Annotated in this window: 11 protein-coding genes, 1 rRNA gene, 1 pseudogene and 1 riboswitch; of the genes and pseudogenes, 12 read left to right on the top strand and 1 reads right to left on the bottom strand. The window is 69.8% G+C overall.

The window, feature by feature from the left end:
* The first annotated feature begins 158 nt into the window (after positions 1 to 158).
* From rrf to ACFYOJ_RS15370, 11 genes and pseudogenes are all read left to right on the top strand, one after another.
* Positions 159 to 275, top strand: a 5S ribosomal RNA gene (gene rrf / locus ACFYOJ_RS15420).
* A 110-nt stretch (positions 276 to 385) separates the two neighbouring features.
* On the top strand, positions 386 to 994 hold the full coding sequence (locus ACFYOJ_RS15415) for a CDP-alcohol phosphatidyltransferase family protein (protein ID WP_356550823.1): 609 nt from the start codon (positions 386 to 388) through the stop codon (positions 992 to 994).
* A 112-nt stretch (positions 995 to 1106) separates the two neighbouring features.
* Positions 1107 to 3602, top strand: a complete 2496-nt coding sequence (locus tag ACFYOJ_RS15410) for a mannose-1-phosphate guanyltransferase (RefSeq protein WP_356550825.1) — start codon at positions 1107 to 1109, stop codon at positions 3600 to 3602.
* 170 nt (positions 3603 to 3772) lie between these two features.
* Positions 3773 to 4609: a DUF881 domain-containing protein gene (locus ACFYOJ_RS15405; RefSeq protein WP_356551197.1), complete on the top strand. Its 837-nt coding sequence runs from the start codon at positions 3773 to 3775 to the stop codon at positions 4607 to 4609.
* Positions 4606 to 4938, top strand: coding sequence for a small basic family protein (locus ACFYOJ_RS15400; RefSeq protein ID WP_003977440.1), 333 nt, complete (start codon positions 4606 to 4608; stop codon positions 4936 to 4938). Before ACFYOJ_RS15405 ends, ACFYOJ_RS15400 begins: the two co-directional genes overlap by 4 nt.
* A 5-nt stretch (positions 4939 to 4943) precedes the next feature.
* Complete coding sequence (locus tag ACFYOJ_RS15395; RefSeq protein ID WP_356550827.1) at positions 4944 to 5789, top strand: DUF881 domain-containing protein; 846 nt, start codon at positions 4944 to 4946, stop codon at positions 5787 to 5789.
* Positions 5790 to 5850: 61 nt separating this feature from the next.
* Positions 5851 to 6810, top strand: coding sequence for an FHA domain-containing protein (locus tag ACFYOJ_RS15390; RefSeq protein ID WP_356550829.1), 960 nt, complete (start codon positions 5851 to 5853; stop codon positions 6808 to 6810).
* A 41-nt stretch (positions 6811 to 6851) separates the two neighbouring features.
* Positions 6852 to 7589, top strand: coding sequence for a MerR family transcriptional regulator (locus ACFYOJ_RS15385; protein ID WP_356550831.1), 738 nt, complete (start codon positions 6852 to 6854; stop codon positions 7587 to 7589).
* 126 nt (positions 7590 to 7715) lie between these two features.
* Positions 7716 to 8189, top strand: coding sequence for a bifunctional nuclease family protein (locus ACFYOJ_RS15380; protein ID WP_356550832.1), 474 nt, complete (start codon positions 7716 to 7718; stop codon positions 8187 to 8189).
* 193 nt (positions 8190 to 8382) lie between these two features.
* Positions 8383 to 9066 (top strand): MerR family transcriptional regulator, encoded by a 684-nt coding sequence (locus ACFYOJ_RS15375; RefSeq protein ID WP_356550834.1) that lies wholly within the window; start codon positions 8383 to 8385, stop codon positions 9064 to 9066.
* Positions 9067 to 9116: 50 nt separating this feature from the next.
* Positions 9117 to 10667 (top strand): annotated as a pseudogene (locus ACFYOJ_RS15370) (DNA polymerase IV).
* Here the strand turns inward: ACFYOJ_RS15370 and ACFYOJ_RS15365 are convergent.
* Complete coding sequence (locus ACFYOJ_RS15365) at positions 10583 to 10960, bottom strand: PRC-barrel domain-containing protein (protein ID WP_356550836.1); 378 nt, start codon at positions 10958 to 10960, stop codon at positions 10583 to 10585. The pseudogene ACFYOJ_RS15370 and the gene ACFYOJ_RS15365 sit on opposite strands and share 85 nt — an antisense overlap.
* Positions 10961 to 11117: 157 nt before the next feature.
* A riboswitch (glycine riboswitch) is annotated at positions 11118 to 11213 on the top strand.
* Positions 11214 to 11390: 177 nt separating this feature from the next.
* On the opposite strand from ACFYOJ_RS15365, the gene gcvP reads away from it, so the two are divergent.
* The gene (gcvP, locus tag ACFYOJ_RS15360) at positions 11391 to 14276 is read left to right on the top strand and encodes an aminomethyl-transferring glycine dehydrogenase (RefSeq protein ID WP_356550837.1); all 2886 of its coding nucleotides are present in this window, start codon (positions 11391 to 11393) and stop codon (positions 14274 to 14276) included.
* Positions 14277 to 14319: the final 43 nt, after the last annotated feature.

The following is a 14319-nucleotide window of genomic DNA, read 5'->3' as shown; positions in this document are numbered from 1 at the left end:
GTTGATAGGCCGGATCTGGAAGCACCGCAAGGTGTGGAGGTGACCGGTACTAATAGGCCGAGGGCTTGTCCTCAGTTGCTCGCGTCCACTGTGTTGGTTCTGAAACCACGAACAACCCCACGCCGCCACGCGTGGTGCGGTTGAGTGTTTCATAGTGTTTCGGTGGTCATAGCGTAGGGGAAACGCCCGGTTACATTCCGAACCCGGAAGCTAAGCCTTACAGCGCCGATGGTACTGCAGGGGGGACCCTGTGGGAGAGTAGGACACCGCCGAACTCCTTTTAGAGCTCCGGCTCTTGGGCGCACAGCCCAAGAGTCGGAGCTTTTTTGCGTTGAGGTAAGGTCGGGGAGCATCATCGGCTCATTTTCTTCCAGGAGGCCCCCGCGTGGAGGTCCAGGAGACCCGCGTGCAGACTGACCGGGTCCTCACCATCCCGAACATCCTCAGCATGGCCCGCCTGGCCGGCGTACCCCTCTTCCTGTGGTTGATCCTCCGACCCGAGTTCGGAGGCCCGCAGAGCGACGGCTGGGCGCTGTTGGTACTGGCTCTGAGCGGAGTCAGCGACTACCTGGACGGCAAGCTCGCGCGGCGCTGGAACCAGATCAGCAGCCTCGGCCGGCTCCTGGACCCCGCCGCCGACCGCCTCTACATCCTGTCGACCCTGGTGGGCCTCACCTGGCGCGAGATCCTTCCGCTCTGGCTGACCCTCGTACTGCTCTCCCGTGAAGCGGTACTGCTGGTGATGGTGGGCATCCTCCGTCGGCACGGGTATCCGCCACCGCAGGTGAACTTCCTCGGCAAGGCCGCCACGTTCAACCTCATGTACGCCTTCCCCCTGCTGCTGCTCAGTGACGGAAGTGGGTGGATCGCGTCACTCGCTGCTATTTTCGGATGGGCGTTCGCCGGGTGGGGTACAACCCTGTATTGGTGGGCAGGTGTTCTCTACATGGTGCAGGTCCGCCGCTTGGTCCGTGCGGACACCATGGCCGATTGAACTCTCCGATTCCGCGGCCGCCGTGGCCGGATGGCCCGCGCTGGAAAAGTGCGGGACCCTGGACGGGGGGAAGTCGGCTTAACCGTCGTCTCTTGAGGAGGACGCTTCCGACATGAAGGCCGTCGTGATGGCCGGTGGCGAGGGCACGCGCCTTCGCCCGATGACCTCGAGCATGCCCAAGCCGCTCCTGCCGGTGGCCAACCGGCCGATCATGGAGCACGTTCTGAGGCTGCTCAAAAGGCATGGGCTCAATGAGACCGTCGTCACCGTGCAGTTCCTGGCCTCACTGGTCAAGAACTACTTCGGTGACGGTGAAGAGCTCGGAATGGAGCTCACGTATGCCAATGAGGAGAAGCCACTCGGTACCGCCGGAAGCGTCAAGAACGCCGAGGAGGCGTTGAAGGACGATGCCTTCCTCGTCATTTCCGGTGACGCCCTGACCGACTTCGACCTCACCGACCTGATCAACTTCCACAAGGAGAAGGGCGCGCTCGTCACCGTCTGTCTGACGCGCGTACCCAACCCCCTCGAATTCGGCATCACCATCGTCGACGAAGAGGGCAAGGTCGAGCGCTTCCTCGAGAAGCCGACCTGGGGCCAGGTCTTCTCGGACACCGTGAACACCGGTATCTACGTCATGGAGCCCGAGGTCTTCGACTACGTCGACCCCGATGTGCCCGTCGACTGGTCCGGCGACGTCTTCCCGCAGCTGATGAAGGAAGGCAAGCCCGTCTACGGCTATGTCGCCGAGGGCTACTGGGAGGACGTCGGCACGCACGAGAGCTACGTCAAGGCCCAGGCCGACGTCCTGGAGGGCAAGGTCGACGTAGACATCGACGGCTTCGAGATCTCCCCCGGCGTATGGGTGGCGGAGGGTGCCGAGGTGCATCCCGACGCCGTACTGCGCGGCCCCCTCTACATCGGTGACTACGCCAAGGTCGAAGCCGGCGCCGAAATCCGCGAGCACACGGTCGTGGGCTCCAACGTCGTCGTCAAGACCGGTGCCTTCCTGCACAAGGCCGTCGTCCACGACAACGTGTACGTCGGCCCGCACAGCAACCTGCGAGGCTGTGTCGTCGGCAAGAACACCGACATCATGCGGGCCGCCCGGATCGAGGACGGCGCCGTCATCGGTGACGAATGCCTGGTCGGTGAAGAATCGATCGTTCAGGGCAATGTGCGGGTGTACCCGTTCAAGACCATCGAGGCCGGCGCCTTCGTCAACACCTCGGTCATCTGGGAGTCACGAGGACAGGCACACCTCTTCGGCGCCCGCGGGGTGTCCGGCATCCTCAACGTGGAGATCACGCCGGAGCTGGCCGTGCGCCTGGCCGGTGCCTACGCGACCACGTTGAAGAAGGGCTCCACCGTCACCACGGCCCGCGACCACTCCCGTGGCGCCCGTGCGCTGAAGCGGGCGGTGATCTCCGCGCTGCAGGCCAGCGCCATCGACGTACGCGACCTGGAGAACGTGCCGCTGCCCGTCGCACGGCAGCAGACCGCACGGGGCAGTGCCGGCGGGATCATGATCCGGACCACTCCCGGTGTGCCGGACTCGGTGGACATCATGTTCTTCGACAGCCAGGGCGCCGACCTGTCGCAGGGCAGTCAGCGGAAGCTCGACCGGGTGTTCGCGCGGCAGGAGTACCGGCGCGCGTTCCCCGGGGAGATCGGGGACCTGCACTTCCCGTCGAGCGTCTTCGACTCGTACACCGGCTCGCTCCTGAGGAACATCGACACCACCGGGATCGCCGAGTCCGGCCTCAAGGTCGTCGTGGACGCCTCCAACGGCAGCGCCGGGCTCGTCCTGCCCAGCCTGCTCGGCAAGCTCGGCGTCGACTCGCTGACCATCAACCCCGGGCTCGACGAGTCCAGGCCCACGGAGTCGGCGGACATGCGGAGGTCCGGGCTGGTCCGTCTCGGTGAGATCGTGGCGTCCTCGCGCGCCGCGTTCGGTGTGCGGTTCGACCCGGTCGGCGAGCGGCTGTCGCTCGTCGACGAGAAGGGGCGCATCATCGAGGACGACCGGGCACTGCTGGTCATGCTCGACCTGATCGCCGCCGAACGACGCAGTGGCCGCGTCGCGCTTCCGGTGACCACCACCAGGATCGCCGAACAGGTGGCCGCCTATCACGGCACGCAGGTCGAGTGGACGACCACGTCCCCCGACGACCTGACACGTGTGGGCGGCGAGGAAGGAGCCATCTTCGGCGGTGACGGCAAGGGCGGCTTCATCGTCCCCGAATTCAGCAGCGTCTACGACGGCACGGCCGCCTTCGTACGGCTCATCGGCCTGGTCGCGCGGACACAGCTCACGCTCAGCCAGATCGACGCGCGGATCCCGCGGGCGCACGTCCTCAAGCGGGACCTGGCGACGCCGTGGGCCGTCAAGGGGCTGGTGATGCGGCGCGTCGTCGAAGAGGCCGGAGACCGCTTCGTGGACACCACCGACGGCGTGCGCGTGGTGGAGACCGACGGACGCTGGGTCATGGTGCTGCCCGACCCCGCCGAAGCCGTCACCCACCTGTGGGCGGAGGGCCCCGACGATGCCTCCGCGCAGGCACTGCTCGACGAGTGGTCCGCGGTGGTGGACAGCGCGGGCCGGTAGCAGGACAGACCACACACGCGCGTGCCGGGCAGGCGTCCTCAAGGGAGCCTGTCCGGCACGCCGGTGGGGCCGTTCGGAGGTAGTGGCCGCGGCGTGCGACGATGTGCGACATGCCGCAGCAACCCCCCATTCGGAGCACAGCCGCGCGGCCCGCACGCCCGGACGCGTCCATGTCGTTGCTCACCAACGTCATGGACCACAGCCTCGACGACGGATACGCCGAGGCCGCCGCACGAAAGAAGGCAGCGGGGGCCGGTGGCCTGCCGAGGACGCTTCGCGCCAAGCTCGGGCTCGCGGCGGGACTGGTGCTCGCGGCCCTGGTGGTCACGGTCGGGGCGGCACAGGCGCGTGTCGAGGCTCCCGTCGTCGCCAAGGAGCGGCAGGAGCTGATCGACCGCATCGAGGGGGAGACGTCAACGGCCGACAAGCTCGAGAAGAACGTCGACGAACTGCGCGACGAGGTGAACGCGCGGCAGCAGGCGGCACTGGAGAAGAGCGGCGACGGTGACCGCGCCGATCTCGTGGGTGTCCTCGCCGGCGCCGTCGCAGTGCACGGACCGGGCGTGAAACTCGTCGTGGACGACGCCGAGGGGGTCGGCGCAGGCGTCGACGGTCAGCCGCGCGGTACGTCCGGATTCTCCGACACCGGCCGGGTCCGGGACCGGGACATGCAGCGTGTGGTCAACGGGCTGTGGGAGTCGGGGGCCGAGGCGATCTCCGTCAACGGGCAGCGGCTGACCGCGCTCTCGGCGATCCGCGCCGCGGGGGACGCGATACTGGTCGACAACAAGCCGCTGGTGCCGCCGTACACAGTGCTCGCGGTCGGCGACGGCAAGCGGCTGAGCACCAGGTTCCAGGACAGCGCCGACGGGCTGTACCTGCACGCTCTGCAGGAGAGCTACGGCATCCGGACCGCCATCTCCGTGGCGGACGACCTCGAGCTGCCGGCCGCACCGAGCGTGATCGTACGCACCGCACAACCGATAACCGAGAAGGGCACATCGTGATCGCCGTACTGGGCCTCGTCGTGGGAGTCGTGGCCGGCCTGTTGGTCCGGCCCGAGGTGCCGGCGGCCGTCGAACCCTATCTGCCGATCGCCGTCGTGGCCGCGCTCGACGCCGTCTTCGGCGGACTGCGTGCCATGCTCGACGGCATCTTCGACGACAAGGTCTTCGTGGTGTCGTTCCTGTCGAACGTGGTGGTGGCCGCGCTGATCGTCTTCCTGGGCGACAAGCTGGGCGTGGGGGCCCAGCTGTCCACCGGTGTGGTGGTCGTCCTCGGCATCCGGATCTTCTCGAACGCCGCGGCGATCCGCCGCCACGTGTTCCGGGCGTGAGGCCGATGAGCGACCACGACGAGCAGCCCGCGAGCAGCCTGCGCAAGGAACTGCCCGAGGAGGTGCCGCCCTCGCAGTCCCCGGAGGATGCCGCTCCGCAGGGGCCGGGATCGCCGGCGCAGCCAGGGCTCACCGGACGGCAGCGCCTGGTGAAGGGCCTCTGGCCGCCGCGAGTCACCCGCGCCCAACTCATCGTCGCCCTGCTGTTGTTCGGCCTCGGCTTCGGGCTGGCGGTGCAGGTGGCGTCGAACAGCGACAGCGGCAGCGCGCTGCGTGGCGCCAGGCAGGAGGATCTCGTCCGCATCCTCGATGAACTGGATGACCGTACTCAGCGTCTTGAAGACGAGAAGCAGGGACTCGAGAAGCAACGCGGTGAGCTGGAGAACAGCTCGGACCAGGCCGAGGAGGCCCGTAGGCAGACGCTGGAGAGGGAGCGGCAACTGGGCATCCTGGCGGGCACGGTGGCTGCGCGGGGGCCCGGTATCACGGTGACGATCGAGGACACGAAGGGGACGGTCGAGGCGGACATGCTGCTCGACGCGATCCAGGAACTGCGCGCGGCGGGTGCGGAGGCGATCCAGGTGAACGGTGTACGGGTCGTGGCCGGCACCTATCTCGCGGACTCCGACAAGTCCGTGAGCGTGGACGGGAACAAGATCAAAGCGCCCTATCGTTTCCAGGTCATCGGCAAGCCGCAGGACCTCGAGCCGGCTCTCAACATTCCTGGAGGCGTGGTGCAGACTCTGGAGAAGGAACAGGCCACGGTTACTGTTGAGCGGTCGAGCAAGATCGTCGTTGACGCCTTGCGGGCGGCGGAGCGGCCTGACTACGCTCGGTCGTCCTCCCAGTGAACCGGCGGTGCATGGGCAGCGTACGGCGAGGGCATGAGGTTGCGGGGGGTCGGCGCACCGATTGGGTGGTGCGTGGTGGAAACTGTCTGGTGGAGACGGACGTTGTGAAGGTGTCCGGGTCGGTCAGTACGGTCAGTCAGGGTTCGTCCTGCCCCACGGGCGGGTCTGTTTCGGTCAAGGGGAATCGCCCGTGAAGTTGTTTGCGAAGTTGTTCGGCAAGAGTGCGCGAGAGAGCAGCGAGAACGCGACCGCTCGCCATCGCGCGCAGCCCGACGCGGAGGGCCCACGCCCGATGTTCCGGGACCAGGTCGCCGGCCCGGGCGGTGACTTTTCCGGCGGTCAGGGCGCGCCGTCCGTTGACCCTGCCCAGTCCGGCGGCATAGGTTTCGGCCAACCGTCAACCTCAGGTACGGCTGGAGGGTTTGCCGCTGGCCCGTACGCGTCGAACGCTCCGGCGGGGCAGCCGCGGCAGGAGGATCCGTCCATGTCGGCCCTGGTGTGCACGAGGTGCGGCAACCGCAACGGGCAGAACAGTCGTTTCTGCTCCAACTGCGGGGCGCCGCTGCGTGCCGGGGCGGTCCCGGAGCGCGCGTCGGAGACGACCTCCACGATCTCCATCTCCGGCCTGGAGGCTTACGACGCCGAGGTGACCGGGCAGACGGCGATGCCGTCGCTCTCCCCGGAGGCGCAGGCCGCGGTCGACGCACTGCCGCTGGGATCCGCGCTCCTGGTGGTGCGCCGGGGCCCGAACTCCGGCAGCCGCTTCCTGCTGGACGGTGAGCTGACCACGGCCGGACGCCATCCGCAGAGCGATATCTTCCTGGACGACGTGACGGTGTCGCGTCGGCATGTGGAGTTCCGCCGTGGCCCGGACGGCTCGTTCACGGTCGCCGACGTCGGCAGCCTGAACGGCACCTATGTCAACCGTGAGCGGATCGACCAGGTCGCCCTGTCGAACGGCGACGAGGTGCAGATCGGCAAGTACCGGCTGGTCTTCTACGCGAGCCAGCGGGGCTACTGACCATCCCCGGACTCGTCCGGGGAGAGTCCGAGGGAAGGTCCATGTTTCAAACACCGAGCGGCGGTGCCGGGCACGGCGCCGCCACCACGGACGGTGGGCTGATGAGCATCGGCTCGGTGCTGAACACGCTGCGCGACGAGTTCCCCGACATCACCATCTCCAAGATCCGTTTTCTGGAGTCGGAGGGTCTGGTCGAACCGCGGCGTACCCCGGCGGGGTACCGCAAGTTCAGCGCGCACGACGTCGAGCGCCTCGGTCAGGTGCTGCGCATGCAGCGGGACCACTACCTCCCGCTCAAGGTGATCCGTGAGCATCTGGACGCCGTGGAGCGCGGCGAGGCCGTGCACTTGCCCTCGCTGGGGCGGCAGCGGGACGGTGAGTCCGGGCAGGCCCCGGACGACGGCCCGACGGCTGCCCGCATCGGGCGGGACGAGCTGCTCGCCGCGGCAGGGATCGAGGAGAAGGAGCTGACGGAGTGGGAGTCCTACGGGCTTGTCACTCCGCTGGCCGACGGCTCCTACGACGCCGAGGCGGTCACCGTCGCCTCGCTCGTGCTTCAGCTGGGCCGGTTCGGGATCGAGCCGCGGCACCTGCGGGTGATGAAGGCCGCCGCCGACCGGGAGGCCGGTCTGGTGGACCAGGTGGTGGCTCCGCTCAAGCGACACCGTAACCCGCAGACCAGGGCACATGCCGAGGACCGCACCAAGGAGCTGGCGGGACTGGCGGTGAAGCTGCACGCGGCACTGGTGCAGAGCGCCCTCGGGGTGCGTCTGCCCTGACGTGGGCGGCGCCTTTGCCGGGACGGGCACCGGTCAGCCCTGATACGGGCGGTGCCAGGACCCGGATCGCCCACCCGTTCCCGGCCCGACTACCCAAACGTCCCGGGCACGGCCTAGGGTTGCTGTGTGAACGAGCTCGATGTCGTAGGTGTCCGGGTCGAGATGCCCTCCAACCAACCGATCGTGCTGCTGCGCGAAGTGGGAGGCGACCGCTACCTCCCCATCTGGATCGGGCCGGGGGAGGCGACGGCGATCGCCTTCGCCCAGCAGGGCATGACCCCCGCGCGGCCGCTGACCCACGACCTGTTCAAGGACGTGCTGGAGGCCGTCGGCCAGGAGCTCACGGAAGTGCGCATCACGGATCTGCGCGAGGGAGTCTTCTACGCCGAGCTGGTCTTCGCGAGCGGCGTGGAGGTGAGCGCCCGGCCGTCCGACGCCATAGCGCTGGCCCTGCGCACCGGAACGCCGATCTTCGGCAGTGACACGGTGCTCGATGATGCCGGCATCGCCATTCCGGACGAGCAGGAGGACGAGGTCGAGAAGTTCCGCGAATTCCTCGACCAGATCTCGCCGGAGGACTTCGGTACCAGTAACCAGTAGCAGCGGGCGGGCCGGCCGAGGACGGAGGCTCTCAGGGGCCCCTCCGGGGACATTCGGCTACCCTTTCCCCGCGACGGGGCACGCGAAACCACTCGTAGGGTGATTATCACTCGGCGTGCCGAGTGTGGCGATCGTTGACGCACCCTTGGTGACTGCCTACCGTCGAGGAGGCAGGTCAAGGACGGAGGTCGGCGTGAGAATGAGCGGCGACAGTACGGCCGGGGGTTTCCCCGGGCGCGGTCTCGGGGTGGGCGGCCCGTACCCTTCCCCGGGCTCTCGGCTCCGCTCGAGCGGGGGATATTCCCAGCACGGCGGCCAGGCCGACCACGGTCCGCAACGACCGGCGGTCGTGCCGGGGGGCGGAGGGACGGCGTCCGCGGCGTCCGAGCAGATCGGCTATCGCGGGCCGACGGCCTGTGCCGCGGCCGGCATCACTTACCGGCAGCTCGACTACTGGGCCCGTACGGGTCTCGTCGAGCCCAGCGTGCGGCCCGCCCACGGTTCCGGCACCCAGCGGCTGTACAGCTTCCGCGACGTCGTCGTACTGAAGATCGTCAAGCGGTTCCTCGACACCGGGGTGTCGCTGCAGAACATCCGTTCCGCCGTCCAGCACCTCACGGAGCGCGGTTTTCGCGACCTGGAGCGCGTGACGCTGATGAGCGACGGCGCCACGGTCTACGAGTGCACCTCGCCCGACGAGGTGCACGCCCTGCTCCAGGGCGGCCAGGGCATCTTCGGGATCGCCGTCGGCGTGGTGTGGCGGGACGTGGAGAGCGCGCTGTCGCAGCTGCACGGGGAGCGGATCGACACGGGGGAGACCCTGGTCGGACACAACCCCGCGGACGAACTGGCACGGCGCCGCAACCGGGCGGTCTGAGCCACCGCCGCGGGCGGACGATGTCAGTGGCGTAGGGCAGCATCGGGGGTGTGAGAACCGCGCCCACGATCCTGCATCTCGACATGGACGCCTTCTTCGCCTCGGTGGAGCAGGCGTCCAAGCCGAGTCTGCGCGGGAAGGCCGTCGTCGTGGGCGGCCTCGGACCGCGCGGGGTGGTCGCCACCGCCTCCTACGAGGCACGGGTCTTCGGCGTCCACTCGGCGATGCCCATGGGCCAGGCCCGGCGGCTCGCTCCCAACGCCGCGTATCTCGTCCCGCGCTTCGAGCTGTACCGGTCGATCAGCGAGCAGGTGATGCGGCTGCTGAGGGCGCTGTCGCCCCTGGTGGAGCCGCTGAGCCTGGACGAGGCGTTCGTGGACCTGGAGGCCGGCGGCGCGGCCCGGGACGCGGAGTCCGCGCGCCTGGCCGCGACGAAGCTGCGCGCGGACATCCGGGCCGTCACCGGGCTCACCGGATCCGTCGGGCTGGCCGCCTCCAAGATGCTCGCCAAGATCGCTTCGGAGGAGGCCAAGCCGGACGGGCTGGTCGTGATCCCGCCGGGGACGGAGCGGGCCAAGCTGGAGCCGATGCCGGTGCGGACGCTGCCCGGAGTGGGACCCGCCACCGGAGACCACCTGCGGCGGGCCGGGATCACCACGGTCGGTGAGCTCGCCGAGGCCGGCGAGGACGAACTGGTACGACTGCTCGGCAAGGCGCACGGGCACGCCCTGTACGCGATGGCACTGGCGCGTGACGAGCGGCCGGTGGTCGCCGAGCGCGAGGTGAAGTCGGTCTCGGTCGAGGACACGTACGACGTCGACATCCACGACCGGGCTCGGGTCGGGGCGGAGGTGCGGCGGCTGGCGGACCGGTGTGTGCGGCGGCTGCGCGGCTCGGGGATGTCCGGGCGGACCATCGTGCTCAAGGTGCGCAGGTACGACTTCTCCACCCTGACGCGCTCCGAGACGCTGCGCGGGCCCACGGACGACCCGGCGGTCGTGCGGGAGGCCGCGGCCCGGCTGCTGGACTCCGTGGACACCACGGGCGGTGTGCGGCTGCTCGGCGTCGGCGTCAGCGGGCTGGCCGACTACACGCAGGAGGACCTGTTCGCGCAGGCGGCGGGGGAACGGGGCGAGGAGCCCGCCGAGCAGCCGCGGCCGGCGGACGGGCCCGGCGAGGAGCAGGTGAGGGTACCGGCCGAGCGCCGCTGGCCCTCGGGGCATGACGTGCGGCACACCGAGTTCGGGCACGGGTGGGTGCAGGGCAGCGGCCTGGGCCGGGTCACGGTGCGCTTCGAGACGCCGTACTCCGGGCCCGGCCGGGTGCGGACCTTCCCCGTCGACGACCCGGATCTGACACGGGCCGATCCGCTGCCGCTGGTGGCGCCCGCGCCGGGAGGCTCCGGCGAGGACGGAACGACGGCAGGCCCCTCCGTACAGGGGCGGCCGGTCCCGGCGGCTCCGGATGCCGCGCCCGCCGCCCCGGGCGCGGCACGGTGACGGGGGCCGCCGGGGCGTCAGCCGTCCTCGTTGCCGGTGCCCGCCAGCCTGCCGAAGTCGTGGTCGGGCAGCGGGGGAGCGGCGGCCACGTCCAGGCCGTAGTGGTGGTAGAGCTGGAGCTCCTGTTCCGGGGAGAGGTGGCGGCCGACGCCGAAGTCGGGGGCCTCCTTGATCAGCGACCGGTCGAAGGGCACGCGCAGGACGCCGTCGACCAGTTCGCTGGGCTCCAGGGGGACGAAGGCGTCCCTGCTGAACAGACCGGTGCGGACGGCGGCCCACTCCGGGACGCCGGTGGCGTCGTCGAGATAGACCTCGTCGACGGTGCCGATCCTGGTGCCGTTGCGGTCGAACGCCTTGCGGCCTATCAGACTGCGCGGATCGATGTCGGTACGCACGGGCCCTCCACTTGGTCGCACTGGGTCGCAAACCATCCGGCGAATCATCCGTTCGGTACTACGAAAGGGCACATGGGGCCGGTCGGCCACTCGAACGCCGGGACGCCCACTGGGCCGTTCGTGCGCCGGTCTCGCTGGTACGCTGGCAAACGGCTGCTGACCCCGTGCGGGAGAGTCCTCCGGACACCATCGGAGGCGCCGAAGGAGCAAATCCTCCCCGGAATCTCTCAGGCACACGTACCGCACGGACGAGGTCACTCTGGAAAGCAGGGCGGGGGCCGACGGCTTCCGCTCTCACCGACGGTGAAAGCCGGTGGCCCCCTGGGGGCGCCGGTGAAGCTCTCAGGTCCGGATGACAGAGGGGGAGGCCGTCCGGGTACCCGTGCCGTGGTGCCCCTCGCAGGTCGCATCAGACCAGGAGGCCTCCGCAATGACCGCCCCTCGCATTCCGCTCTCCGAGCTCGAGCAGGCAGCACCCTTCGAGCAGCGCCACATCGGCCCCGACCACGAGGCCCGGGCCAAGATGCTCGCGCAGGTCGGTTACGGCTCGCTCGACGAGCTGACGGCCGCCGCGGTACCGGATGTGATCAAGAACGCCGACGCGCTGGACCTGCCCGGCGCCCGGTCCGAGGCCGAGGTGCTGGCCGAGCTGCGCTCGCTGGCCGACCGCAACCAGGTCCTCGACTCCATGATCGGCCTCGGCTACTACGGCACTTTCACCCCGCCGGTCATCCTGCGCAACGTCATGGAGAACCCCTCCTGGTACACCGCGTACACGCCGTACCAGCCGGAGATCTCCCAGGGGCGGCTCGAGGCCCTGCTGAACTTCCAGACGATGGTCGCCGACCTCACCGGTCTGCCGACCTCGGGCGCCTCGCTGCTGGACGAGGGCACCGCCGCCGCCGAGGCGATGGCCCTGTCCCGGCGCATGGGCAAGAACAAGAAGGGCCTGTTCCTGGTCGACGCGGACGCGCTGCCGCAGACCATCGCGGTCATCCGGACCCGCGCCGAGCCGACCGGCGTCGAGGTCGTCGTCGCCGACCTCGCCGAGGGCATCCCCGCCGAGGTCGCCGAGCGGGAGATCAACGGTGTCCTGATCCAGTACCCGGGGGCCTCCGGTGCCGTCCGCGACATCAAGCCGGTCATCGACCGGGCGCACGAGCTGGGCGCGCTGGTCACCGTCGCCGCCGACCTGCTCGCGCTGACGCTGCTGAAGTCGCCCGGCGAGCTGGGCGCGGACATCGCCGTCGGCACCACGCAGCGCTTCGGTGTGCCGATGGGCTTCGGCGGGCCGCACGCCGGCTACATGGCCGTGCACGAGAAGTTCGCGCGCAGCCTGCCCGGCCGTCTGGTCGGCGTCTCCGTGGACGCCGACGGCGACAGGGCCTACCGCCTCGCCCTGCAGACCCGCGAGCAGCACATCCGCCGAGAGAAGGCCACCAGCAACATCTGCACCGCGCAGGTGCTGCTCGCCGTCATGGCCGGCATGTACGCCGTCTACCACGGCCCCGAAGGGCTGCGGGCCATCGCCCGTCGCACCCACCGGTACGCCTCGATCATCGCCGCGGGCCTCGCGGCCGGTGGCGTCGAGATCGTGCACGGCGCCTACTTCGACACGGTCACCGCGCGGGTGCCCGGCCGGGCCGGCGAGATCGTCCACACAGCCCGCGAGAACGGCATCAACCTGCGCCTCGTCGACGCCGACCACGTCTCCTTCGCCTGTGACGAGACCACCACGCGCGCCCAGGTCGGCGGCGTGTGGAACGCGTTCGGCGTCGAGGGCGACATCGAGGCGCTGGACGCGGACACCGAGGACACGCTGCCCGGGGCGCTGCTGCGCACCGACGACTTCCTGACCCACCCGGTCTTCCACCGGCACCGCTCCGAGACGGCGATGCTGCGCTACCTGCGCCGCCTCGCCGACCGCGACTACGCGCTGGACCGCGGCATGATCCCGCTGGGCTCCTGCACCATGAAGCTCAACGCGACCACCGAGATGGAGCCCGTCACCTGGCCCGAGTTCGGCGCGCTGCATCCCTTCGCGCCCGCCGAGCAGGCGCAGGGCTACCTCACGCTCATCCGTGAGCTGGAGGAGCGGCTCGCCGAGGTCACCGGGTACGACAAGGTGTCGCTGCAGCCCAACGCCGGTTCGCAGGGCGAGTTCGCCGGCCTGCTCGCCGTCCGCGGCTACCACCGCGCCAACGGCGACGACCGGCGCACCGTCTGCCTCATCCCGTCCTCCGCGCACGGCACCAACGCGGCGAGCGCCGTCATGGCCGGCATGAAGGTCGTCGTCGTCAAGACCGCCGAGGACGGTGAGATCGACGTCGAGGACCTGCGGGCCAAGATCGAGAAGCACCGTGACGAGCTCGCCGTGCTGATGATCACGTACCCCTCGACGCACGGCGTCTTCGAGGAGCACGTTGCCGACATCTGCGCGCAGGTGCACGACGCGGGCGGTCAGGTCTACGTGGACGGCGCCAACCTCAACGCCCTGGTCGGCCTCGCCAAGCCCGGTCACTTCGGCGGCGACGTCTCCCACCTCAACCTGCACAAGACCTTCTGCATCCCGCACGGCGGCGGCGGTCCCGGCGTCGGCCCGGTCGCCGTACGGTCGCACCTGGCGCCGTACCTGCCCAACCACCCGCTGCAGCCGGCGGCCGGTCCGCAGACGGGGGTCGGGCCGGTCTCGGCGGCGCCGTGGGGCTCGGCGGGCATCCTGCCGATCTCCTGGTCGTACGTCCGGCTGATGGGCGGCGAGGGGCTCAAGCGCGCCACGCAGGTGGCCGTGCTGTCCGCCAACTACATCGCCAAGCGCCTCGAGCCGCACTACCCGGTGCTCTACACCGGTCCGGACGGGCTGGTCGCGCACGAGTGCATCATCGACCTGCGCCCGCTGACCAAGGCGACCGGCGTGAGCGTGGACGACGTCGCCAAGCGGCTGATCGACTACGGCTTCCACGCGCCGACGATGTCCTTCCCGGTGGCCGGCACGCTGATGATCGAGCCGACCGAGTCGGAGGACCTGGCCGAGCTGGACCGGTTCTGCGACGCGATGATCGCCATCCGCGGGGAGATCGAGAAGGTCGGCTCCGGGACGTGGGAGGCGGAGGACAACCCGCTGCGCAACGCCCCGCACACCGCCGCGGCGCTGGGCGGCGACTGGGACCACGCGTACACCCGCGAGGAGGCCGTCTTCCCGGCCGGGGTGTCCGCCGCCGACAAGTACTGGCCGCCGGTGCGCCGTATCGACCAGGCCTTCGGTGACCGGAACCTGGTGTGCTCCTGCCCGCCGCTGGACGCCTACGAGGACTGAGCGGTCGCGTGGTGAAGGCTCCGTCCCCGGCCGGGGACGGAGC

Origin of the sequence: Streptomyces sp. NPDC006384, assembly GCF_042870695.1 — a bacterium.
GTDB lineage: Bacteria > Actinomycetota > Actinomycetes > Streptomycetales > Streptomycetaceae > Streptomyces.
The sequence above is the reverse complement of the archived record's forward strand: the minus strand, read 5'-3'. Positions and strand labels throughout refer to the sequence as shown.

Excerpts from the sequence above, each read along its gene's own strand:
- ACFYOJ_RS15410 (WP_356550825.1), top strand. The coding sequence starts at position 1,107 with ATGAAGGCCGTCGTGATGGCCGGTGGCGAGGGCACGCGCCTTCGCCCG.
- ACFYOJ_RS15405 (WP_356551197.1), top strand. The coding sequence starts at position 3,773 with ATGTCGTTGCTCACCAACGTCATGGACCACAGCCTCGACGACGGATAC.
- ACFYOJ_RS15395 (WP_356550827.1), top strand. The coding sequence starts at position 4,944 with ATGAGCGACCACGACGAGCAGCCCGCGAGCAGCCTGCGCAAGGAACTG.
- ACFYOJ_RS15385 (WP_356550831.1), top strand. The coding sequence starts at position 6,852 with ATGTTTCAAACACCGAGCGGCGGTGCCGGGCACGGCGCCGCCACCACG.
- gcvP (WP_356550837.1), top strand. The coding sequence starts at position 11,391 with ATGACCGCCCCTCGCATTCCGCTCTCCGAGCTCGAGCAGGCAGCACCC.